The 21,533-nt window shown below is 56.1% G+C and carries 19 protein-coding genes and 1 pseudogene; 6 read left to right on the top strand and 14 right to left on the bottom strand.

The window, feature by feature from the left end; genetic code table 11:
• Nucleotides 1-117: 117 nt before the first annotated feature.
• The 4 genes from carB to ACQG1Y_RS03550 form a co-directional block, all read right to left on the bottom strand.
• The gene (gene carB, locus ACQG1Y_RS03565; RefSeq protein WP_023295906.1) at nt 118-3,342 is read right to left on the bottom strand and encodes a carbamoyl-phosphate synthase large subunit; all 3,225 of its coding nucleotides are present in this window, start codon (nt 3,340-3,342) and stop codon (nt 118-120) included.
• Between the two features lie 18 nt (nt 3,343-3,360).
• Nucleotides 3,361-4,509 carry a glutamine-hydrolyzing carbamoyl-phosphate synthase small subunit gene (gene carA, locus ACQG1Y_RS03560; RefSeq protein ID WP_368740859.1) on the bottom strand — a complete coding sequence of 383 codons (1,149 nt, stop codon included), beginning with the start codon at nt 4,507-4,509 and terminating at the stop codon, nt 3,361-3,363.
• 454 nt (nt 4,510-4,963) lie between these two features.
• The gene (gene dapB / locus ACQG1Y_RS03555) at nt 4,964-5,785 is read right to left on the bottom strand and encodes a 4-hydroxy-tetrahydrodipicolinate reductase (RefSeq protein ID WP_032647206.1); all 822 of its coding nucleotides are present in this window, start codon (nt 5,783-5,785) and stop codon (nt 4,964-4,966) included.
• Between the two features lie 132 nt (nt 5,786-5,917).
• Nucleotides 5,918-6,925, bottom strand: a complete 1,008-nt coding sequence (locus ACQG1Y_RS03550; protein ID WP_015572642.1) for a LacI family DNA-binding transcriptional regulator — start codon at nt 6,923-6,925, stop codon at nt 5,918-5,920.
• A gap of 187 nt (nt 6,926-7,112) precedes the next feature.
• Between ACQG1Y_RS03550 and ACQG1Y_RS03545 the strand changes: the two genes are divergently transcribed.
• Genes ACQG1Y_RS03545 through ACQG1Y_RS03525 form a run of 5 tightly spaced genes read left to right on the top strand, consistent with a single transcriptional unit; the run spans nt 7,113 to nt 11,417 of the window.
• Entirely contained in the window at nt 7,113-8,855 is a 1,743-nt protein-coding gene (locus ACQG1Y_RS03545) for a class I mannose-6-phosphate isomerase (protein ID WP_017694537.1), read from the top strand.
• Between the two features lie 2 nt (nt 8,856-8,857).
• Nucleotides 8,858-9,286: a PTS sugar transporter subunit IIA gene (locus ACQG1Y_RS03540; RefSeq protein WP_368740858.1), complete on the top strand. Its 429-nt coding sequence runs from the start codon at nt 8,858-8,860 to the stop codon at nt 9,284-9,286.
• A gap of 10 nt (nt 9,287-9,296) precedes the next feature.
• Nucleotides 9,297-9,791 (top strand): PTS system mannose/fructose/N-acetylgalactosamine-transporter subunit IIB, encoded by a 495-nt coding sequence (locus ACQG1Y_RS03535; protein WP_015572639.1) that lies wholly within the window; start codon nt 9,297-9,299, stop codon nt 9,789-9,791.
• A 10-nt stretch (nt 9,792-9,801) separates the two neighbouring features.
• Nucleotides 9,802-10,599: a PTS mannose/fructose/sorbose/N-acetylgalactosamine transporter subunit IIC gene (locus tag ACQG1Y_RS03530; protein ID WP_015572638.1), complete on the top strand. Its 798-nt coding sequence runs from the start codon at nt 9,802-9,804 to the stop codon at nt 10,597-10,599.
• The gene (locus ACQG1Y_RS03525; protein ID WP_015572637.1) at nt 10,599-11,417 is read left to right on the top strand and encodes a PTS system mannose/fructose/sorbose family transporter subunit IID; all 819 of its coding nucleotides are present in this window, start codon (nt 10,599-10,601) and stop codon (nt 11,415-11,417) included. Before ACQG1Y_RS03530 ends, ACQG1Y_RS03525 begins: the two co-directional genes overlap by 1 nt.
• A 27-nt stretch (nt 11,418-11,444) precedes the next feature.
• Here the strand turns inward: ACQG1Y_RS03525 and ACQG1Y_RS03520 are convergent, their stop codons facing one another.
• The 8 genes and pseudogenes from ACQG1Y_RS03520 to ACQG1Y_RS03485 all read right to left on the bottom strand — a co-directional run.
• Nucleotides 11,445-12,215 carry a glucose-6-phosphate isomerase family protein gene (locus ACQG1Y_RS03520; protein WP_368740857.1) on the bottom strand — a complete coding sequence of 257 codons (771 nt, stop codon included), beginning with the start codon at nt 12,213-12,215 and terminating at the stop codon, nt 11,445-11,447.
• Nucleotides 12,208-12,762 carry a glucose-6-phosphate isomerase family protein gene (locus ACQG1Y_RS03515; RefSeq protein ID WP_017383813.1) on the bottom strand — a complete coding sequence of 185 codons (555 nt, stop codon included), beginning with the start codon at nt 12,760-12,762 and terminating at the stop codon, nt 12,208-12,210. The genes ACQG1Y_RS03520 and ACQG1Y_RS03515 overlap by 8 nt, the downstream gene beginning before the upstream one ends.
• Before the next feature lie 156 nt (nt 12,763-12,918).
• Nucleotides 12,919-13,869, bottom strand: a complete 951-nt coding sequence (ispH, locus tag ACQG1Y_RS03510) for a 4-hydroxy-3-methylbut-2-enyl diphosphate reductase (protein ID WP_017383814.1) — start codon at nt 13,867-13,869, stop codon at nt 12,919-12,921.
• A gap of 1 nt (nt 13,870) precedes the next feature.
• A complete protein-coding gene (gene fkpB, locus ACQG1Y_RS03505) occupies nt 13,871-14,320 on the bottom strand; it encodes an FKBP-type peptidyl-prolyl cis-trans isomerase (protein WP_015572634.1) in 450 nt (149 codons plus the stop codon).
• 116 nt (nt 14,321-14,436) lie between these two features.
• Entirely contained in the window at nt 14,437-14,937 is a 501-nt protein-coding gene (gene lspA, locus ACQG1Y_RS03500) for a signal peptidase II (protein WP_003856452.1), read from the bottom strand.
• The gene (gene ileS / locus ACQG1Y_RS03495) at nt 14,937-17,753 is read right to left on the bottom strand and encodes an isoleucine--tRNA ligase (RefSeq protein WP_414234763.1); all 2,817 of its coding nucleotides are present in this window, start codon (nt 17,751-17,753) and stop codon (nt 14,937-14,939) included. Before ileS ends, lspA begins: the two co-directional genes overlap by 1 nt.
• A 45-nt stretch (nt 17,754-17,798) precedes the next feature.
• Nucleotides 17,799-18,725, bottom strand: a complete 927-nt coding sequence (gene ribF / locus ACQG1Y_RS03490; RefSeq protein WP_003856456.1) for a bifunctional riboflavin kinase/FAD synthetase — start codon at nt 18,723-18,725, stop codon at nt 17,799-17,801.
• A 7-nt stretch (nt 18,726-18,732) separates the two neighbouring features.
• Nucleotides 18,733-18,938, bottom strand: a pseudogene (locus ACQG1Y_RS03485) (DUF2575 domain-containing protein); the annotation flags it as partial.
• A 115-nt stretch (nt 18,939-19,053) separates the two neighbouring features.
• Here ACQG1Y_RS03485 and rpsT point away from each other — a divergent pair.
• A complete protein-coding gene (gene rpsT, locus ACQG1Y_RS03480; protein WP_003856458.1) occupies nt 19,054-19,317 on the top strand; it encodes a 30S ribosomal protein S20 in 264 nt (87 codons plus the stop codon).
• A gap of 58 nt (nt 19,318-19,375) precedes the next feature.
• Here rpsT and nhaR read toward each other — a convergent pair whose 3' ends face one another.
• Both nhaR and nhaA read right to left on the bottom strand, forming a co-directional pair.
• A complete protein-coding gene (nhaR, locus tag ACQG1Y_RS03475; RefSeq protein ID WP_003856462.1) occupies nt 19,376-20,275 on the bottom strand; it encodes a transcriptional activator NhaR in 900 nt (299 codons plus the stop codon).
• 59 nt (nt 20,276-20,334) lie between these two features.
• The gene (gene nhaA, locus ACQG1Y_RS03470; RefSeq protein WP_017383817.1) at nt 20,335-21,510 is read right to left on the bottom strand and encodes a Na+/H+ antiporter NhaA; all 1,176 of its coding nucleotides are present in this window, start codon (nt 21,508-21,510) and stop codon (nt 20,335-20,337) included.
• Between the last annotated feature and the right edge of the window lie 23 nt (nt 21,511-21,533).

Genomic DNA, 21,533 nt, shown 5'->3' with positions numbered 1-21,533 from the left:
GAATTTTCGTTATCGACCTAACTATTTTAGGCTAACTGACTGAAAGCGGATGAAAAACCAGAAGGTTCTTAAGATGGGAAAATTGCCCGGTAACCGGATGGCACCGGGCAATGTGTGTTACTTGCTAATCTGAGCGTGCATTTCCTGCACCGAAATCACCTTCTCGGTGGCATCCGCATTCAGCGCCATGGCCGTCGCGAAACCGCCGTTCAGGGTGGTGTCGTAATGCACTTTGTACTGGAGCGCGCTGCGGCGAATCAGCTTGGAGTCTTCAATCGCCTGGCGACCTGCGGTGGTATTAATGATGTAGGTGTACTCGCCATTCTTAATGCGGTCCTGAATGTGCGGACGACCTTCATGCACTTTGTTCACCAGACGCGGGTTGATACCCGCTTCACCCAACACAATCGCCGTACCGTGAGTGGCGTCCAGCTCGAAGCCCTGTTTCAGCAGCTTGGCGGCCAGGTCAACCACGCGCTCTTTATCGCCTTCGCGAACGGAGAGCAGCGCACGGCCAGATTTTCTCATGGTGGAGCTACTGCCCAGCTGCGCTTTCGCAAACGCTTCTGCGAAGGTACGGCCAACGCCCATCACTTCCCCGGTAGAGCGCATCTCTGGCCCTAACAGCGGGTCAACGCCCGGGAATTTGTTGAACGGCAGTACCACCTCTTTCACCGAGTAGTAAGGCGGGATAATTTCTTTCGTGACGCCCTGCTGAGCCAGCGTCTGGCCGGCCATCACGCGCGCCGCCACTTTCGCCAGCGGAATACCGGTCGCTTTGGAGACGAACGGTACGGTACGCGCCGCACGCGGGTTGACTTCAATCAGATAGACTTCGTTGTCTTTTACCGCGAACTGAACGTTCATCAGGCCGCGAACCTGAAGCTCGAAGGCCAGCTTCTGCACCTGCTGGCGCATCACGTCCTGAATCTCCTGGCTCAGGGTGTACGCTGGCAGAGAACAGGCGGAGTCACCGGAGTGCACGCCCGCCTGCTCGATGTGCTCCATGATGCCGCCAATCAGCACCCTTTCGCCGTCGCAGATGGCATCCACGTCGACTTCAACCGCGTCGTCGAGGAAGCGGTCGAGCAGCACTGGCGCATCGTTGGAAACGCTCACCGCCGTCTGGAAGTAGCGACGCAGGTCCGCTTCGTCGTAGACGATTTCCATCGCGCGGCCGCCCAGTACGTAGGATGGACGCACCACCAGCGGGTAACCGATCTCTTTCGCTTTCTCAACGGCCATTTCAATTGCGGTCACGGTGGCGTTCGCCGGCTGTTTCAGTTTGAGACGGTCAACCGCCTGCTGGAAACGCTCGCGGTCTTCCGCACGGTCAATCGCATCCGGGCTGGTGCCGATAACCGGCACACCTGCTGCTTCCAGAGCGCGCGCCAGCTTCAGCGGAGTCTGGCCGCCGTACTGCACGATCACGCCTTTTGGCTTCTCGATGCGCACGATTTCCAGCACGTCTTCCAGGGTGACCGGCTCGAAGTAGAGGCGGTCGGAAGTGTCGTAGTCGGTCGAGACGGTTTCCGGGTTACAGTTGACCATAATGGTCTCGTAACCGTCTTCGCGCAGCGCCAGTGAGGCGTGTACGCAGCAGTAGTCAAACTCGATGCCCTGGCCGATACGGTTTGGACCGCCGCCCAGCACCATAATCTTGTCGCGGTCGACGGACGGGTTCGCTTCGCACTCCTCTTCATAGGTGGAGTACATGTATGCGGTATCGGTCGAGAATTCAGCCGCACAGGTGTCCACGCGCTTGTAGACCGGGTGCAGGTCGTACTGGTCGCGCAGCTTGCGGATTTCCGCTTCACGCACGCCCGCCAGCTTAGCCAGACGCGCATCGGCGAAGCCTTTACGCTTCAGCATGCGCAGGAAGTCTGCGTCCAGGCCGTTGATGCCCAGCTCCGCCACTTTCTCTTCCAGGCGCACCAGCTCTTCAATTTGCACCAGGAACCAGCGGTCGATGTTAGTCAGGTTAAATACGCCGTCGACGGACAGGCCCGCGCGGAAGGCATCGGCGATGTACCAGATACGCTCTGCGCCCGCGTCTTTCAGCTCGCGGCGGATTTTGGTCAGCGCTTCCGGGTCGTCCAGGCTGACTTTCGGGTCAAAGCCGGTCGCGCCCACTTCCAGGCCGCGCAGTGCTTTTTGCAGGGATTCCTGCTGCGTGCGGCCAATCGCCATGACTTCACCAACGGATTTCATCTGGGTAGTCAGACGGTCGTTGGCACCGACGAATTTCTCGAAGTTAAAGCGTGGAATTTTGGTCACAACGTAGTCGATGGACGGTTCGAAGGACGCTGGCGTGCGGCCACCAGTGATATCGTTCATCAGCTCGTCAAGGGTGTAACCCACCGCCAGTTTCGCCGCCACTTTCGCAATCGGGAAGCCGGTGGCTTTGGAGGCCAGTGCGGAGGAACGGGACACGCGCGGGTTCATTTCGATAACAATCAGACGGCCGGTTTTCGGGTTCACCGAGAACTGCACGTTAGAGCCGCCGGTTTCCACGCCGATTTCACGCAGTACCGCCATCGAGGCGTTACGCATGATTTGGTACTCTTTGTCGGTCAGCGTCTGAGCTGGCGCAACGGTGATGGAGTCGCCGGTGTGGATCCCCATCGCGTCGAAGTTTTCGATGGAGCAGACGATGATGCAGTTGTCGTTTTTATCACGCACCACTTCCATCTCGTACTCTTTCCAGCCAATCAGCGATTCATCAATCAGCAGCTCTTTGGTTGGGGAGAGATCCAGGCCGCGCTCGCAAATTTCTTCAAACTCTTCGCGGTTGTAGGCAATACCGCCGCCGGTGCCACCCATGGTGAAGGAAGGGCGGATGATGCATGGATAACCCACTTCAGCCGCAACGGCCAGCGCTTCTTCCATATTGTGCGCGATACCGGAACGTGCGGTATCAAGGCCAATTTTTTTCATTGCCACGTCGAAGCGGCGACGGTCTTCTGCTTTATCAATCGCGTCGGCGGTCGCACCGATCATGGTCACGCCGAACTCTTCCAGCACGCCCTGACGCTCCAGCTCCAGCGCACAGTTCAGCGCCGTCTGGCCGCCCATGGTCGGCAGCACCGCGTCCGGACGCTCTTTCTCGATAATTTTGCGTACCACTTCCCAGTGAATCGGCTCGATGTAGGTCGCATCCGCCATTTCCGGGTCGGTCATGATGGTGGCCGGGTTAGAGTTTACCAGGATGACACGGTAACCCTCTTCACGCAGGGCTTTACACGCCTGCGCACCGGAGTAGTCGAATTCGCAGGCCTGGCCGATGACAATCGGGCCAGCGCCAAGGATCAGGATGCTTTTTATGTCTGTACGTTTTGGCATGGTCTTCTCAGCTCCTGATTATTTAGCGGTCTTACGGTATTGCTCGATAAGTTCGATGAAGTGATCGAACAGCGGCGCGGCATCGTGAGGGCCCGGGCTGGCTTCAGGGTGGCCCTGGAAGCTGAACGCAGGCTTATCGGTGCGATGGATACCCTGCAAGGTACCATCGAACAGTGACTTATGCGTTACGCGCAGGTTAGACGGCATCGTCGCTTCATCCACAGCGAAGCCGTGGTTCTGCGCGGTGATCATCACCGTGTTGTTGTCGATATCTTTCACCGGGTGGTTACCACCGTGGTGGCCAAACTTCATCTTGATGGTGTTCGCTCCGCTCGCCAGCGCCAGCAGCTGATGGCCGAGACAGATGCCGAATACCGGGATGTCGGTTTCAAGGAAGGACTTGATGGCGTCGATAGCGTAGTCGCACGGCGCCGGGTCGCCAGGACCGTTTGAGAGGAAGATGCCGTCCGGGTTCATCTTCAGAACATCTTCAGCAGAGGTTTTCGCCGGAACCACCGTCAGGCGGCAGCCACGGTCAACCAGCATACGCAGGATGTTGCGCTTGGCGCCAAAATCGTAGGCCACCACGTGGAACGGTAGCTCGCTTTCCGGTTTCGCTTCCGGCAGGTCGCCTTCCAGCGTCCAGCTTCCCTGCGTCCAGCTGTAGGCTTCAGCGGTGGTCACTTCTTTCGCCAGGTCCATACCGTTCAGTCCCGGGAAGGCTTTCGCTTTTTCCAGCGCCAGCGTCGCATCGAGGTTATCCCCTGCGATGATACAACCGTTTTGTGCACCCTTCTCGCGCAGCAGACGCGTCAGCTTACGGGTATCGATATCGGCAATCGCCACAATGTTGTGGCGCTTCAGGTAAGAAGAGAGGTCTTCGGTGTTGCGGAAGTTGCTGGCAATCAGCGGCAGGTCGCGAATGACCAGGCCTTGCGCATGTACCTGAGAGGATTCTTCGTCAGCCGCATTGGTGCCGACATTGCCGATATGAGGATAAGTAAGAGTAACGATTTGGCGAGAATAGGAAGGATCAGTGAGGATTTCTTGATAACCGGTCATTGAAGTATTGAAAACGACTTCCCCAACCGCCGAACCCGTTGCCCCTATGGCCCGACCGATAAACTGGGTTCCGTCTTCCAGAACCAATAGCGCTGACTTAATCAAAACACCCTCCAGAGAATATTCACTCACTTTATTTGCATATTAATTCATAACCATGTCATGAATCAATGCAAATGTGTTGCCAGCGGATTTTTGGCAAACGGCGGCATTCTGGGGATTTGCCATGTAAAAGTCAACTTAAAACGGGAGTTTTGTATATTCTTTTGCAAGCCTGGCGGTCTGAACTCAGATTAAGCGGCAAAAAGATCAACTAAATCACTGTGGAAACCGCTTGCGTATGCAGTTTAATAGAAAGGAACGTCTTGCAGGAATAAAAAGTGGACCAAATGGTCAAAATTTACAGTTCAGCAACAGAAATTATCGAGAAAACACTTACTTTAAATCAGTTAGACACAATAAATACCCCAAACAGACAAAATAAAAGGGCAATAAAATATTGCCCTATGCAATCAAGCAATTACGACTGCAATAACCACATCACGATGGGTAATAATGCTTACAAATTGTTGAGTTCGAGGACATCTCGCATATCAAAAAGACCATTACGCTTACCTTTCAGCCACAATGCCGAACGTACCGCCCCGTTTGCAAATGTCATGCGGCTGGATGCTTTATGAGTGATTTCGATCCTTTCGCCAATATCGGCGAACATAGCGGTATGTTCACCGACGATATCACCTGCGCGAACGGTGGCAAACCCAATGGTGCCAGGCACGCGCTCGCCAGTGTGGCCTTCGCGAGAATAGACCGCGATGTCTTTCAAATCTTTATCCATTGCACACGCAATCGCTTCGCCCATTGCCAGCGCCGTGCCTGACGGAGCATCGACTTTGTGGCGATGGTGCGCTTCGACGATTTCAATGTCGGTGTAGTCGCCCATCACCTTCGCCGCCTTCTCCAGCAGTTTCAGCATGACGTTTACCCCCACGCTAAAGTTTGCCGCAAAGACAATCGCAATCTCAGTGGACGCATCCTGAATGGCTTGCTTACCGACCTCGTCAAAACCGGTGGTGCCAATCACCATCCCTTTACCGTGCTGACGGCAAAACGCCAGGTGAGCCAACGTGCCTTCAGGGCGGGTAAAATCGATAAACACGTCAAAGTCTTCTTTCACCGCCTCAAGGCTGCTCTGCACGGTAACGCCCGTCTGACCTGCGCCTGCCAGCTCGCCTGCATCGGCTCCCAAAAGCGATGAACCTTCACGCTCCAACGCCGCGCCAAGCGCCACGCCATCCATCTGTAGTGCCGCCTGAATCAGCTGACGGCCCATACGTCCACCCGCGCCCGCAATGGCGACGCGGATCTGTGCATCATGCATAGTTATTCTCTTACGTTAAAATGATGTAAATCGTTTTCAGATTAACCAGCCTTTGCACAGGCTGCCACAGAAAACGCCGATAATTAGAATTTAATGATAAACAGGGTGAGATATCAGTGAAAGACATGATCGTCAGCGAAAACCACATGATTCCCGCACCACCAGCGCAGGCGGCAGAATGATTCGTTTGGCGGGTTCGTCGTTGCCCTGTATGCGGCTGTAAAGTAACTCCCCTGCCTTACGACCAATCTCTTTCGCCGCCACCGATACGGTGGTCAATGCGGGCTGCACCAGAGCCGCTTCGGTAATATCATCGAAACCGACCAGCGCAAAATCACGTCCCGGCTCACGGCCCATCTTGCGTAAGCTTTGCATCACCCCCAGCGCCACAACATCCTGATAGCAAATCGCCGCACTGATGTGTGGATGCTCGAGAAGTAACGCCTCTGCCACGCGCGCGCCGTCGCTTTGGCTGGCGTGAGAGGTTCTGATCCAGGCAGGATTCGGCGTCACGCCGTACTCCAGCAGCTTGCTGGTAAAGCCCCCGATACGCTGCGCCCGAGAGCCCGAATTCTGGCTCCCTCCAATGAACGCAATGTGCCGATGGCCCATTCTGAGCAGATGCTCCGTCGCCATCTGCGTGCCTAAGAAGTTATCCGTTCCGACAAAATCAAAATCCGGATCGTTCAGCGGTCGCACAACCATGATAGCCGGAATATTGCGCCGCTTCAGACCCTCAAAAAAGGCCTGGGGCGTTTCCCGAGCCGCACACAGCACCATACCGCCGACGTTATTACGCATCAGTGAATCAACAAATTTTTGCTGTCGCTCTGCCGATTCCTCGCTATTCGCCAGAAAAAGCATCAGCTCGTGGCGCTCCATTTCATGACTTAGCCCTGCCGTCATCTCGCTGTAAAAAGGGTTGGTGATATCGTGCAAGAGCAGCCCGACCTGGTTACTGCTGCGGTTACGTAAATTGGCTGCCGTCTGGTTATAGACATAGCCGGATTCATCCAGCGCCTTAAGCACACGTTCGCGCGTGCTTTGCGAAATGCGGCCTTTGTTGCAGAGCACCATCGAGACCGTCGCCGTTGACACGCCGGCGCGTTTCGCGACATCGGCCAGTGTAATTCCCGTCATGTTGTCTCCTTCATCATCACTACAGGTTAATCGAATAACCTGTTTTTTGCATTTTTCCCTGTGAGACTCTTCACATTACCGCTGTTGTTCTGGATTCGATTCGCATTTATGGCGGGTTAATCGCGTTAACCACTCTTCTCAAATACGGTTAATCGAATAACCTTAAATAACGATTACGGAGGATACAATGACAACCTACGACAAATTCCCCACGGTGGCGATACAGGGTTTTGATGACAGCGCCTGGCAAGGCTGGGAAGCAATAACCCGCGTTCTTGAGTCAAAAACCCAACAGCGCAGCCGCACGGTGCTGGTGATTGACTGCTATCCGGGCGTGCGCATGACCGAGCTTGAAGAGAACGTGCTGCCGCGTCTACGCCCGACGCTGGCGATCAATGCTGAACAGGCGCGACGGGATGAGTGTGCCATTCATGAGATGCTGGCACGCAACCTCACAGACGATCGCGTCTTTGGCGTTCTCTCCTGCCACCAGCTTGGAGAGTTTTTCGATCCCGCGCGTCTGGAGGCGTTGCAGGTTCGGGTGAGCCAGTGTTCCGGGGGGCTGATTGTGATCTACGGTCCCGGTGCGACGCTTGTCCATCCGGGTGATGTGCTGGTGTATGCCGATCTGCCGCGCTGGGAGATCCAGCAGCGTATGCGGCGGGGTGAGACTGGGAACTGGGGCGCAGATAATCAGCAGGAAGATATGCTTCGTCGCTACAAGCGCGCCTTTTTTGTCGAATGGCGCGTCTTCGATCGCCACAAAACGCCGCTGCTCAGGCGCACCGATTTTTTACTGGATACAACCCAGACGAACCAGCCCGCGATGGTCAGCGGCGAGGCCCTGCGAGCCGGGCTGAAGCAAACTACCACCCAGCCTTTCCGCGTGGCGCCCTTTTTCGATCCTGGCGTCTGGGGCGGCCAGTGGATGAAACAGCAATTCGATCTCGATCCCTCTGCACCCAATTACGCGTGGTGTTTTGACTGCGTGCCCGAGGAGAACAGCCTGTTACTGCGTTTTGGCGCAGTGCGGATCGAGATCCCCTCTCAGGATCTGGTTTTGCTTGAGCCCCGTGCTCTGCTGGGCGAGAAAGTTCACGCACGTTTCGGCGCGGAATTCCCGATCCGTTTTGACTTCCTCGACACCATGGGTGGCCAGAATCTGAGCTTCCAGGTCCACCCCATTACCGAGTACATCCAGCAGCAGTTTGGGATGCACTATACCCAGGATGAGAGTTATTACATTCTGGAAGCGGAGCCGGGTGCCGTCGTCTATCTGGGGACCAAAACCGGCACAGACCCTGAGGCCATGATGGACGATCTCAGGCGCGCGGGTCGCGGTGAAAAACCGTTTGATGACGACCGCTTCGTTAATCAGATCCCGGCAAAAAAGCACGACCATTTCCTGATCCCGGCTGGGACGGTGCACTGCTCCGGCGCGGGAACCATGGTGCTGGAGATCAGCGCTACGCCGTATATCTTCACCTTCAAACTGTGGGACTGGGGCCGCCTGGGCCTGGACGGGCTGCCGCGCCCGGTACACCTGGAGCACGGTGAAAAGGTGATCGACTGGCAGCGCGACGCGCAGTGGGTTCATCAGCATCTGGTGAATCAGTTCGAACCTGTCGCGGAAGGAAACGGCTGGCGTGAAGAGCGTACTGGCCTGCACGAGCGTGAATTTATCGAAACCCGCCGCCACTGGTTTAGCGAACCCGTTTTGCACCACACCGGCGGCGGCGTGAACGTGCTGAATCTGGTAGAGGGCGACGAAGCAATTGTCGACAGCCCAACCGGTGCATTTGAGCCGTTTACCGTCCATTACGCCGAAACCTTCATCATTCCGGCAAGCGTAGGTGATTATCGCATTTCACCTTCAGCCCGTGCTTCCGGACACCCCCTCGCGACTATCAAAGCCTGGGTAAGGAGCTAACAATGATTCATTTTATTGTCGCCACTCATGGGCCGTTAGCCGCCGCGCTGCTGGAGAGCGGCCGGATGGTATACGGCGAGCTCCCCGGCGTACACACCGTTTGTCTGACCGAACAGGCGGGAATAGAGGGCTTCCAGCAGGATTTCATCTCCACACTGGAAGCGGCAAGCGTCAACGCTGACGGCGTGCTGGTGCTGTGCGACATGCAAAGCGGCACGCCGTGGAACGTGGCCTGTGAGGCCGCGCTTAACCCACATACGCAGCCGCCGGTCGCCGTGGTGGCTGGAGTCAACTTCCCGATGCTACTGCAAACCGATGAGGTGAGGATGGCTCGCGATGTTCATCAGGCTGCCGGGCAGCTTATCGAACTTACTCTGCCGACGCTGGTACAGGCGAAACCGGCAGATACTGCACAGACAGACGATTTTTAAGGAGCCGCATATGAGTATTTCTTTTGTACGCATTGACGATCGCGTGATCCACGGGCAGCTCATTACACGCTGGGCCAGGGAGCTGCCCTGCGACGGCATCGTTGCCATTGACGATGCCGTTGCGGCCGATCCGCTGTTATCGTCGGTCATGAAAGGAGCCGTATCAGATACTAAAGTGTGGCTGTTCGATACGGCAACCGCGATCGAAAAACTGCCAAAAGTGATTGCCAGCGAAAAGCGCTATTTCGTGATTGGCAAATCTCCACTCACGCTACAGCGCATTGAGCAGGCGGGCATTAGCCTGAAAAACAGCAATGGAAAAATTAACGTGGGCCCGATGAGTGCCCGGGCTAACACGATCACCATCGGCCCGAATCAATCGGTAACCCAGGATGAAGCGGCGGCGTTCGAGTGGCTGACCGGGCAGGGACACGCGATTGAATTCCGCCTGGTTCCCGATGCCAGTTTTTATACCTGGCAGGATGCCAGACAAAAGCTGAAATAAGGAGCGGATCATGATTATCGAAGCGGCTTTAATTGGCCTGCTGTGTTATCTGGGCGCACTCAGTAGTCCGTGGCTTTTAGGGCTGACGGGCGGCTGGTATCTCATCTCCCGACCGCTCATTTCCGGGATGCTGGTTGGCCTGATCCTGGGCGATATCAAAACCGGGATTATGATTGGCGTAGCGGTGCAGGCGGTGTATATCGCAATGGTGACACCCGGCGGCTCGATGCCAGCAGATTTAAACTTTGTGGCTTATCCGGCCATTGCACTGGGAATACTTTCCGGCAAAGGACCTGAGGTTGCCGTCGCGCTGGCGGCGACTATTGGGATCGCCGGAACCATTCTCTTCAATGCGATGATGGTGCTGAACTCCTTCTGGAACCATCGTGCGGATGTGGCGCTGGAGAACGGCGACGAGCGCGGGATCTACCTCAACAGCGCCATCTGGCCGCAGGCGATGAATTTTGTGCTGCGCTTTGTGCCTACCTTTATCGCCGTCTTTTTTGGCGCACAGTACATTAGCGGGTTTATGGACAGCCTGCCGCACATCGTCCTCTCCACCATGAATGTGCTGGGCGGCATCTTGCCCGCCGTCGGTATTGCCATCCTGCTTAAGCAGATCATCAAAAGCTATACCATGCTCATCTACTTTCTGGTGGGCTTCGTTTGCATCGTTTTCCTGAAACTCAATATGGTCGCGCTGGTGATCGTGGGCGCCCTGCTGGCACTGATTCATTACAACTATAAACCCGAGGCACCGCAGGCCGTGGCTTCAGCACCTGTCCCTGACGACGAGGATGAATTCTGATGGAAGAACGTAAACTCACCCGCAAGGATCTGCGCCGCTGCTGGCGAGCGTGGATGATGCACAACCTCTCCTCAATGAGCTTTGAACGCCTTGAATCCTTCGGCTTTTGCCTGAGCATGCTGCCGGTCGCAAAAAAGCTCTATCCCGACCCGGTACAACGTACCGAGATGCTGCGCCGTCACGCGTCGTTCTACAACACGGAGCCACAGATTGGCGCGATCGTTAACGGTATGGCGCTGGGGCTGGAGGAGAAAAAAGCCAACGGCGAGCCGATTGACGGTGAAACCATAAATACCCTGAAGGTAGGCCTGATGGGGCCAATTGCCGGGATCGGCGATTCGATGATCCCCGGCATGCTGATCCCGATCCTGCTTAGCATTGGGATGGCGCTGGCGGCAGGCGGAAATATCCTCGGTCCACTGTTTTATACCGTTGCCTGGCTGGCCATCATTATCCCTGGCTCCTGGTTCCTGTTTCTCAAAGGCTACCAGATGGGATCAGGCTCCGTGGAGATGCTGGTCAGCAGCAAATCTACCCGGCTACGGGAAGCGCTCTCGCTACTGGGCGTATTTGTCATGGGCGGCGTGGCGGCCAGCTACGTGAAGCTCGGCACCGGGCTGGAGTTCATCACCCGGGACGGGGTTAACATTCACGTTCAGCAGATGCTGGACGGTATTTTCCCGCAGCTGCTTCCGCTGGCGGTGGTGCTGGGGACCTGGTATCTGATGGCAAAACGCGGCGTGTCGCCGGTAAAAGCCATGATATTGCTGCTTATACTGGCAGCGCTTGGCGTGGCGTCCGGGTTGTTTGCAGGATAAGAAAACCGGGGCAATGCCCCGGCTTCTTTATGGATGGAAGTTATTCCACAGTTCTGCGACTTTATCCGGACGCGAAATAAACTGGAACCGTGCGGGGTCATCAATAAACTGCTGATAAACAGGCGCATCAGTAATGCCAAATTCCGGATAACTTCTCGGCGTAATCATCTGCAAGCGCCCTGGTCTGTAGTGACTGTTATGCTGCCAGACAATATGATTACCCTGAACTAAGGGATACCAGGCCAGACCTTTTCGCGCACGAACGGCCTCATACTCAAAGCCATATTCCCGATCGCACCACGCACCAAACGTCAGCGGCTCATTGGGCGAGGCCGAAATCGTCGCATGGCCCCATCCGGGAGGGACCAGTACCTTTTCACCCGGCCCCGCGAGTACCGCAAAACAACGTCCCGGATCGTCGTCCACATACTCCTGCATGTAGATAATCGCTTTACCCTGCCAGATTTCGTACAGCTCAGGGGGCGACCATCCGCTGTGCTGGCTAATACGGTGAACATGTCCCTGGCTGCGGACCGGCTCATCGCCAAGCGTGCCTGCCGCGTAGGTGACCACACCAAAAAGCAGCATGCGTTTTTCGAGCTCCGGCCTGTCCGCCAGACGCGCCACGTCCATCGCGATGGCATACACCTGTTCAGGCCCTTCGCAGTCCGGATTGCGCAGCGACGGGCGGATCTGATCCAGTGTTCTGATCTCCGGCATCGGCCCGGTAACATCCTCTCCGTAGCAAAAACCGAGCGGCTGACGGGCGATGGTCATATCAAGGCCATAGTTAGCCATGGCGCACCTCGTAACCTTCCCCGGAGGCAAAGATCCGCAGGGTGAAGCCCTCTGCCAGCGCCGCATAGTCGTGTCCCGCAATGCTCGGCCAGACGGCAAGGGAGGATAGCGTCTCGTTGCCAGTGTTAATCAAACGATGCGCTGTAAAAGGAGGAATAATATGCACGGAGCCAGCCGTCACCTGCTCAAGCCGCGCGTCGCCCGCCTCCGTTTGCAGCAGCAACAAGCCACATCCGCGCAGGCCAAAATAGACCTCGCCCTGTTCGCGGCGCTGATGAAAATGACCGCGAGTCATAAAGAACTCATCGCCCACGTTACCCGCACGCAGGTGAGTTACCCCAACGAAGAGTGCCCCTTCCCCTACGGGCGAGCCCAGTACGTCTACGTCATACACACTTTTTTGAGGATTGCCGCACTTCCACGCCTCGCCGTCTGCGAAGATCCCAGGAAGATCCGCAAGACGAGTCGTTTTGCGGATAAGCGGCCCGCCGGCTAGCGCGCCGGTAGCCCACGTCAACTGAGGTGGCAAAAAGATGTCTGAATTCATATCGCTCTCCGGCCCGAGGAGAACAGCAATATCATGATGGCAGATTAAACGATTAACCTAGTGATAAAAGCGTCAATATTGATGGTGAATCACAGTTAACCAGAAACAAAAATGCCGGAGGCTTTCGCCACCGGCATTTTGAAGATTGAGAGGACATTATTCCACTTCGCGGGCGTCGATTCGCAGCTCTTTCGGCACTTCGAAGACAATGTTCTCTTCACGGCCTTCCAGCGGCACCGCTTCGCCACCGCCCAGCTCTTGCAGGCGGGCAATGACGTTTTGCACCAGGATATCCGGCGCTGAAGCGCCTGCGGTAACACCGACGCAGGCCGCGTTTTTCACCCACGCTTCCTGAATGTCCGTTGCGTCGTCGATCAGAAAAGCTGCTTTCCCCATACGCTGCGCCAGTTCGGCCAGTCGGTTGGAGTTAGAGGAGTTTTTCGAGCCGACCACCAGCACCACATCCGCCTGTTCAGCCAGGGCGCGTACGGCTTCCTGACGGTTGGTGGTTGCATAGCAGATATCATCTTTGCGCGGCCCGACGATTTTCGGGAAGCGCTGGCGCAGGGCGTCAATCACGTCTGAGGTGTCGTCTACGGAAAGCGTCGTCTGGGTCATAAACGACAGACGGGCTTCGTTTTTCACGTCCAGCGTAAAGACATCTTCCGGTGACTCAACCAGATACATGCCCCCTTCCGGGTTGCTGTACTGGCCCATGGTGCCTTCAACTTCCGGGTGACCGGCGTGACCAATCAGAATTGACTCTTCACCACGACGGCTGGCGCGCGCCACTTCCATATGCACTTTTGTCACTAACGGACAGGTGGCATCGAATACGGTCAGATCGCGGCTTTTCGCCTCGTTGCGTACCGCCTGAGAGACGCCGTGCGCGGAGAAGATGAGGATTGCGCCGTCCGGCACTTCGCTGATCTGCTCGATAAAAATCGCACCGCGCTCGCGCAGGCTGTCGACCACGTAACGGTTGTGCACCACTTCGTGACGCACGTAAATCGGCGCGCCGTAAATCTCCAGCGCGTTTTCAACAATGCTGATAGCGCGGTCTACACCGGCGCAGAAGCCGCGCGGGTTAGCCAACAGGATCTGCATTTTACTCCTCCAGTGCCGGATCGATCTCCAGCACTTCGACATCAAAATGAACGGTACGCCCGGCAAGCGGATGGTTGAAATCGACGGTGATAGAATCGCCGTTGATTTCTCGGATCACGCCAGGCATTTCGCTGCCGTCCATAGCGGTAAAGAGCATAATCGCCCCGATTTCTGGTTCACCCGCATCCATAAACTCACGACGCGAGAAATACTGGATCAGGTCCGGGCTTGGCACACCGAATGCCGCATCCGGCTCCAGCGAAAACGCTTTTTTCTCGCCCTCTTTCAGACCCAGAAGCTGCTGCTCAAGGCCTTCAGACAGGGAGGTGTCACCCAGACGAAACAGCGCCGGTTTGCCATTATTGCGGGTGGATTCGGCCGTGGAGCCGTCATCCAGCTTCAGCGTGAAATGAACGAGAACCGCGCTGTTGCTCTGTACGGATTTAGACATGCAAATTGCTCGCTTGTTTTGGGTCACCTGTTGCCCGGTGGCGCTACGCTTACCGGGCCTACGGGGGCCACAAATTCTGTAGGCCGGGATCGCTACGCGTCACCCGGCTGGTTTTGTTACGCCTGCTCTTTCGCGGCCGGTTTAGGCAAGAAGCCTTCCAGCACGATTAACGCCGCACCAACGCATATTGCGCTATCGGCGAGGTTAAAGGTCGCGAAGTGCCAGTCGCCGACGTAGAAATCGATCATATCGACCACAAAGCCGTGCCACAGGCGGTCAAACAGGTTACCCAGCGCGCCGCCAATGATCAGCGCGTAGGCGATGTTATTCAGCTTTTGCGTGGCCTTTGAGCGGTACATCAGCACCGCCAGCACGACGCAGATACCGATAGCGATACCCGCGAAGAACCAGCGCTGCCAGCCACCGCTGTCGGCAAGGAAACTAAACGCCGCACCATAGTTGCGGGCATAGTGCAGGTTAAGCGACGGAAACAGCGGGACCGTATCCCCCAGAGCGAAATTCTGGAGGATCAGGAACTTGCTGCCCAAATCAATAATCAGCACCACCACCACCAGCCACAGCCAGCGCAGTCCTGTTGAACAGAGAGTTTTACTCATCAGGCAAACTTACGTTTTTCGCCGTCACCGGCGACGTTGCTTACACAGCGTCCGCAGATGTCTGCGTGTTCCGCCACCTGGCCAACATCGGTGGTGTAATGCCAGCAACGCGGGCATTTCTCACCGTCGGCTTTGCTCAGTGCGACTTTCAGGCCTTTGAGCAGCTCGCTCTGCTGAGCATCAGCAGTAGCTTCGGCATAATCCGCAACTTTCGCACCGGAGGTCAACAGGACAAATCGTAATTCATCGCCCAGCGCGGTCAGTTTGGCCGCCAGCTCCGGTTCGGCGTACAGGGTCACCGTCGCTTCCAGAGAGCCACCGACTTTCTTGTCCGCACGCGCCTGCTCGATAACCTTGTTCACTTCGCCGCGCACTTTCAGCAGCTCGTCCCAGAAGGCATCGTTCATTGCTTCAGTGCTGGAGAGGTCGAACAGACCTTCGTACCACTCGCCGGTGAAGACATACTTCTCGCGTTCGCCCGGCAGGTAACCCCAGATTTCATCCGCGGTGAAGGACATGATCGGCGCCATCCAGCGTACCAGCGCCTCTGCGATGTGGAACAGCGCAGTCTGGCAGCTACGACGCGCCACGCTGTCCGCTTTCGCGGTGTACTGGCGGTCTTTGATGATGTCGAGGTAGAACGAGCCCATCTCGATGGAGCAGAAGCGCATCAGGCGCTGCACCACTTCGTGGAAGTCGTAAGACTCATAGGCTTTAAGAATATCTTCCTGCGCCGCTTTCGCGCAGCCTACCGCCCAGCGATCGAGCACAACCATCTCTTCCGGCTTCACCATGTCTTTCACCGGATCGAACCCGTTCAGGTTCGCCAGCAGGAAGCGCGCGGTGTTACGAATACGACGATAGCTGTCAGCAGCACGTTTCAGGATCTCATCAGAGACCGCCATTTCGCCGGTGTAGTCGGTAGAGGCCACCCACAGACGCAGAATGTCCGCGCCAAGTTTGTTCATCACGTCCTGCGGAGAAACGGTGTTACCGATAGATTTGGACATCTTACGGCCCTGACCATCCACGGTGAAGCCGTGGGTCAATACCTGGCGGTAAGGTGCTTTACCCTTCATGGCGGTGGAGATCATCAGCGATGACATGAACCAGCCGCGGTGTTGGTCAGACCCTTCCAGATACATATCGGCAGCGTGACCAGCAAACTCCGGACGCACGTCAACCACGGAGGAGTGGGTAGACCCGGAGTCGAACCACACGTCCAGGGTATCCGGCACTTTTTCGTAGTTGTCTGCATCAGCGCCCAGGATGTCACGGGCGTCGAGATCCCACCACGCCTGAATGCCGTCAACTTCGACGCGCTTCGCCACTTCTTCCATCAGTTCCAGCGTGTTCGGGTGCAGCTCCTGCGTCTCTTTATGTACGAACAGAGACATCGGCACGCCCCAGGTGCGCTGACGGGAGATACACCAGTCAGGACGGTTAGCCACCATGGATTCGATTCGCGCCTGGCCCCAGTCAGGGATCCACTGCACGCCTTTGATCTCTTTCAGAGACTGCGCGCGCAGGCCTTTCTGGTCCATGCTGATAAACCACTGCGGGGTTGCACGGAAGATGATCGGGGTCTTGTGACGCCAGCAGCACGGATAGCTGTGCTGCATTTTCTCAACGTGCAGCAGCGCGCCGCTGGTGCGCAGCATATCAACGATGATGTCGTTAGCTTTAAAGACGTTGATGCCGTCCAGCGCCGGGTAGGTGCCAGGCAGGTAAGAGCCGTCCGGGCCAACCGGATTAGCGATTTCCAGGCCGTACTTCAGGCTGATGTTGTAGTCGTCAGGACCGTGGCCACCGGCGGTATGTACCGCACCGGTACCCGCTTCCAGCGTCACGTGGTCGCCCAGAATCGCCGGAACGTCGAAGTCCAGGAACGGGTGTTTGAAGCGCATCAGTTCCAGCGCGTCACCTTTTACGGTGCCCAGCACGGTGTAATCGGTGATGTTCGCGCGTTTCAGCACGCTTTCGACCAGGTCTTTCGCCAGGATAACCGCACGGCCATCAATCTGCACCAGCGCATACTCAAACTCGCCAGAGAGGGAGATCGCGCGGTTAGCAGGCAGCGTCCACGGGGTGGTGGTCCAGATCACCAGAGAGATCGGGCCGCTTACACCAGGCAGACCAAATTTAGCTTTGATCGCATCCTGATCGACCGCTTCGAAGGCCACGTCGATAGAAGGCGAGGTTTTGTCGTAATACTCCACTTCCGCTTCTGCCAGCGCAGAGCGGCAGTCGACGCACCAGTGCACCGGCTTCGCGCCTTTGTGCAGGTGACCGTTGCCGATGATTTTACCCAGCGCTCGGATGATGTTGGCTTCGGTTTTGAAGTCCATGGTCAGGTACGGATGCGACCAGTCACCCAGCACGCCCAGACGGATGAAGTCAGCGCGCTGACCGTCAACCTGGGTGGCAGCGTATTCGCGGCATTTCGCGCGGAATTCTGCGGCGGTGAACTTCTCACCCGGCTTACCGTACTCTTGCTCAACTTTCAGCTCGATTGGCAGACCATGGCAGTCCCAGCCCGGAACGTAAGGCGAGTCATATCCCGCGAGTCCTTTGGACTTCACGATAATGTCTTTCAGAATCTTGTTTACAGAGTGACCAATATGAATGCAGCCATTCGCATATGGAGGGCCATCATGCAGAATGAAGGTTTTTTTGCCTTTTTTGGCTGCACGAATGATGCCGTACAGGTCATCATCGGTCCAACGCGCCAGCATTCCCGGTTCACGCTTGGCGAGATCGCCGCGCATCGGGAACCCTGTTTCCGGCAAATTCAGGGTTGATTTATAGTCACTCATCAGATTCTCGGTTCCGTATTTATCACGTAGGCAGTTAAGCCGGTTCTAAAGCCCAAAAAACTCGCGGGCCGTTAATTCATCTCGCGCGATTTGCGCCTTAAGTTCATCCAGCGAAGCGAATCGCTGTTCATTGCGTATTTTTTTACGCAGTATCACATCTATATGGCGACCATACAGGTCCATTACAACGTCCAGCAGGTGTACTTCTAACTGTTGACGCACACCGGCAACCGTTGGACGTGTGCCAATGTTGGCGACGCCGTAGAAAGGCTTCTCGCCCAGTCCTGCCACTTCCACCGCATAGACCCCTTTAACCGGGGAGACCTGACGACGCAGCGGTATATTCGCCGTCGGGAAACCTATCGTGCGGCCCAGCGCATCGCCATGGACCACGCGACCTGAAATTGTGAACGGGTGACCCAGCAGCGTTTCTGCCGTGTCCAGTTCATCGTTCGCCAGCGCCTGACGTACCGCCGTGCTGCTGACGCGCACGCCGCCCTCACAGAAGGTCATCGTGCTGGTGACGTCAAACCCGTACTCCAGGCCAGCCTTCTGTAATAACAAGAAATCGCCCTGACGACCAGCGCCAAAGCGGAAATCATCGCCCACGGCGAGAAACTGCACGCCAAGCTGCCTGACCAACAGGTCGCTGACAAAATTTTGTGCGGTCAGCGCGGCAAAACGACGGTCGAACCGTACGCACAGGACGTAGTCCACCCCTGACTCCGCCAGGTAGCGTAACTTCTCACGCAGACGCGTCAGCCGCGCGGGGGATTTCTCGCCTGCAAACAGCTCCAGCGGCTGAGGCTCGAAAATCATCACCACGACGGGCAGGCCTCGCGCCTCGCCTTCTTTACGCAATCCCTGCAACAGCGCCTGATGCCCACGATGCACGCCGTCGAAATTACCAATGGTCAGCACGCACCCGTGCGGGGCTTGACTGAGATTATGTATGCCGCGTATCAGCTTCATGACTGGCTCAAAACAGTGAAAATCGCCAAAGTATACCTTGTACAGCGGTTAAGGTTAACCGGCGATTGTTCACGCTAAACAGAAAGCCGTATGATTTCATCACGCTGACCTTTCGCAGCAAAAAAATCTGTCCGCGAACTGCGATTTTTACGCCGAAAAGCTGTATTCACGAACGACAAGCTGGTAGAATCCTGCGCCATCACTACGTAACGTAGCGTCGCCACATTAACGGCGCTTATTTGCACAAATCCATTGACAAAAGAAGGTATAGAGGGCATATTCCTCGGCCTTTGAATTGTCCACATAGATCATATTTGGGAGTTGGACCTTGGCTAATATCAAATCAGCTAAGAAACGTGCCGTTCAGTCTGAAAAGGCTCGTAAGCACAATGCAAGCCGTCGCTCTATGATGCGTACTTTCATCAAGAAAGTATACGCAGCTATCGAAGCTGGCGACAAAGCTGCAGCGCAGAACGCATTTAACGAAATGCAACCAATCGTGGATCGTCAGGCTGCTAAAGGTCTGATCCACAAAAACAAAGCAGCGCGTCATAAAGCAAACCTGACCGCGCAGATCAACAAACTGGCTTAATCGCCACTTGTTGTTGCTTGTTTGAAAGAACCCGCTTAACGCGGGTTTTTTTATGTCTTCAGATTGCCGGCGGCGTAAAAAGCGCCGAATAGTCGCGATTGCAGATTCGCTGTACCGCCGGGTGCTGAATCATCCTTTCGGCGAATATGGCGTGATACTCTTCCATCACGTTATCCACCCTGCCGATCTCGGTTATTTTGTCGTCTGAATAGAGATCGTGCGCGTACAGCGTCGGAGCAACGAAGATAGCGTTATGCGCTTCGCCAAAGGCTTTCATCAGCGCCGCATCGTCGAACTCACCGAGAATTTCTACGTTCAGCCCCTGCGAGTTAAACCAGTTCAGCAGCTTCCGTCCGAGCATGGACCTCCGACCCGGCACCAGCAAGCGGCGCTCTTCCAGGCAGGCAGGAAACGGTTTTTCCGGTGGCGGATTGATGCACCAGAAACTGACGCCGCATTCGCCAATTTTCACCGAGAACAAGCCTTCCTGCTGCGTGGAATCGATAGGGCAATCCGAAATAATCATATCCAGCTTATGCTGGCTCAGCTGTTCCAGCAGCATCTCGTGAGTGGACTCAAAGCAGCGTAAATGGATCTGTTCATCTTCCACCACCGCCGCATCCAGCACGCCACTCACCAGCCGTTTGGACAGCGCATCCGCCACCCCCACGTCAAAAAGCAGGTTCGACTCTTTGCGGTAGTTGACGATGTCCAGCATCTCCTGACTCAGGGTGAACATTTTATCCGCATAGCGGAACACCAGCTCGCCCAGCTCACTGGGCTCAATCCCACGGCCCTTGCGCTTGAACAACTTGCCCTGTAACCGCTCTTCCAGGGCTTTGATTTGCCCGGTAATGGTTTGTGGCGTCAGGTAAAGCGCTTCTGCCGCCCCCACGACCGAGCCCTGTTTATAAACGTGCCAGAAGTAATAAAGATGGTTGTAATTCAAATGAGACATCGCGTGTTCTCTCCCTGAGTGTGTATCGGGAGAAGGAGCCCCCTCCTCCCGGTTTTCCGTTATGCCTGGACAGCCTGTCCGGACAATTTCACCTTCAACAAGGTATAACCAATGACTGCGGCCAGTAATGACCCGATGAGAATGCCGAGTTTTGCCCAGACGATAAGCTCAGGCGCGTTTGCGCCAAACGCCAGCGTCGAGATAAAGATCGACATGGTGAATCCAATACCGCACAGCACGCCGACGGCCATAATCTGGCTAAAGGTGGTCCCGTTTGGCAATGACGCCAGCTTCAGCTTCAGCGCCAGCCAGCAGAACAGGCTGATACCCAGCGGCTTACCGATAAACAGACCGGCGATGATACCCAGCGGCAGCACGGAGGTGAGTCCGTCCAGGGTAACCCCGGCCAGGGAAACTCCCGCGTTGGCAAACGCAAACAGCGGCAGGATCATAAAGCCCACCCACGGATGAAGCACATGCTCCAGCTGTCTGGCTGGCGATTTGCCGTCCTGCTCCTTCAGCGGAATAAAGAAGCCAACGATGACGCCCGCCAGCGTGGCATGCACGCCAGACTTCAGCACCGCCGTCCACAGCACCATGCCCACCAGAATATAAATACCCGTACGTCGGACGTTGAAGACGTTCAGCAAGGCCAGCACCACAATAGCCACGGCCGCCACGCTCAGCGACAGAACCGACAGATCGCTGGTGTAGAACAGCGCGATAATCACGATAGCGCCCAGGTCATCGATAATCGCCAGCGCCATCAGGAAAATTTTCAGTGCTACCGGGACGCGGCTACCGAGCAAGGCTAAGACCCCGAGCGCAAACGCGATATCCGTTGCAGCCGGGATCGCCCAGCCGTCACGCGCAACCGGATCCTGCCACGCAAACGCGAGAAAGAGCAACGCCGGAACGATCATCCCGCCAATCGCCGCGATCACCGGAAACGCCGCGCGCTGACGGCTGGCAAGCGAACCGATCACCAGCTCACGTTTAACCTCCAGACCCACCAGCAGGAAGAACACCGCCATCAGCGCATCGTTGATCCACAGCAGCATGTTCTTGTTAATTTCCAGCGCCCCGACTTTCAGCTCGACGGGCGTTTCCAGAAATGCGTGATAGAGATCGCGCGTCATGCCCATATTGGCGAGCAGCATGGCGGCCGCAGCAGCAATAATCAGGATGACGCCGCCGGATGCCTCACTGCTAAAGAAACGGTGTAGTAATTTCACGTTTAAACTCTCTTTTACAACAA

Source organism: Enterobacter cloacae complex sp. 397G4 (assembly GCF_050031515.1).
Taxonomy (GTDB): Bacteria; Pseudomonadota; Gammaproteobacteria; order Enterobacterales; family Enterobacteriaceae; genus Enterobacter; species Enterobacter hormaechei_C.
The sequence above is the reverse complement of the archived record's forward strand: the minus strand, read 5'-3'. Positions and strand labels throughout refer to the sequence as shown.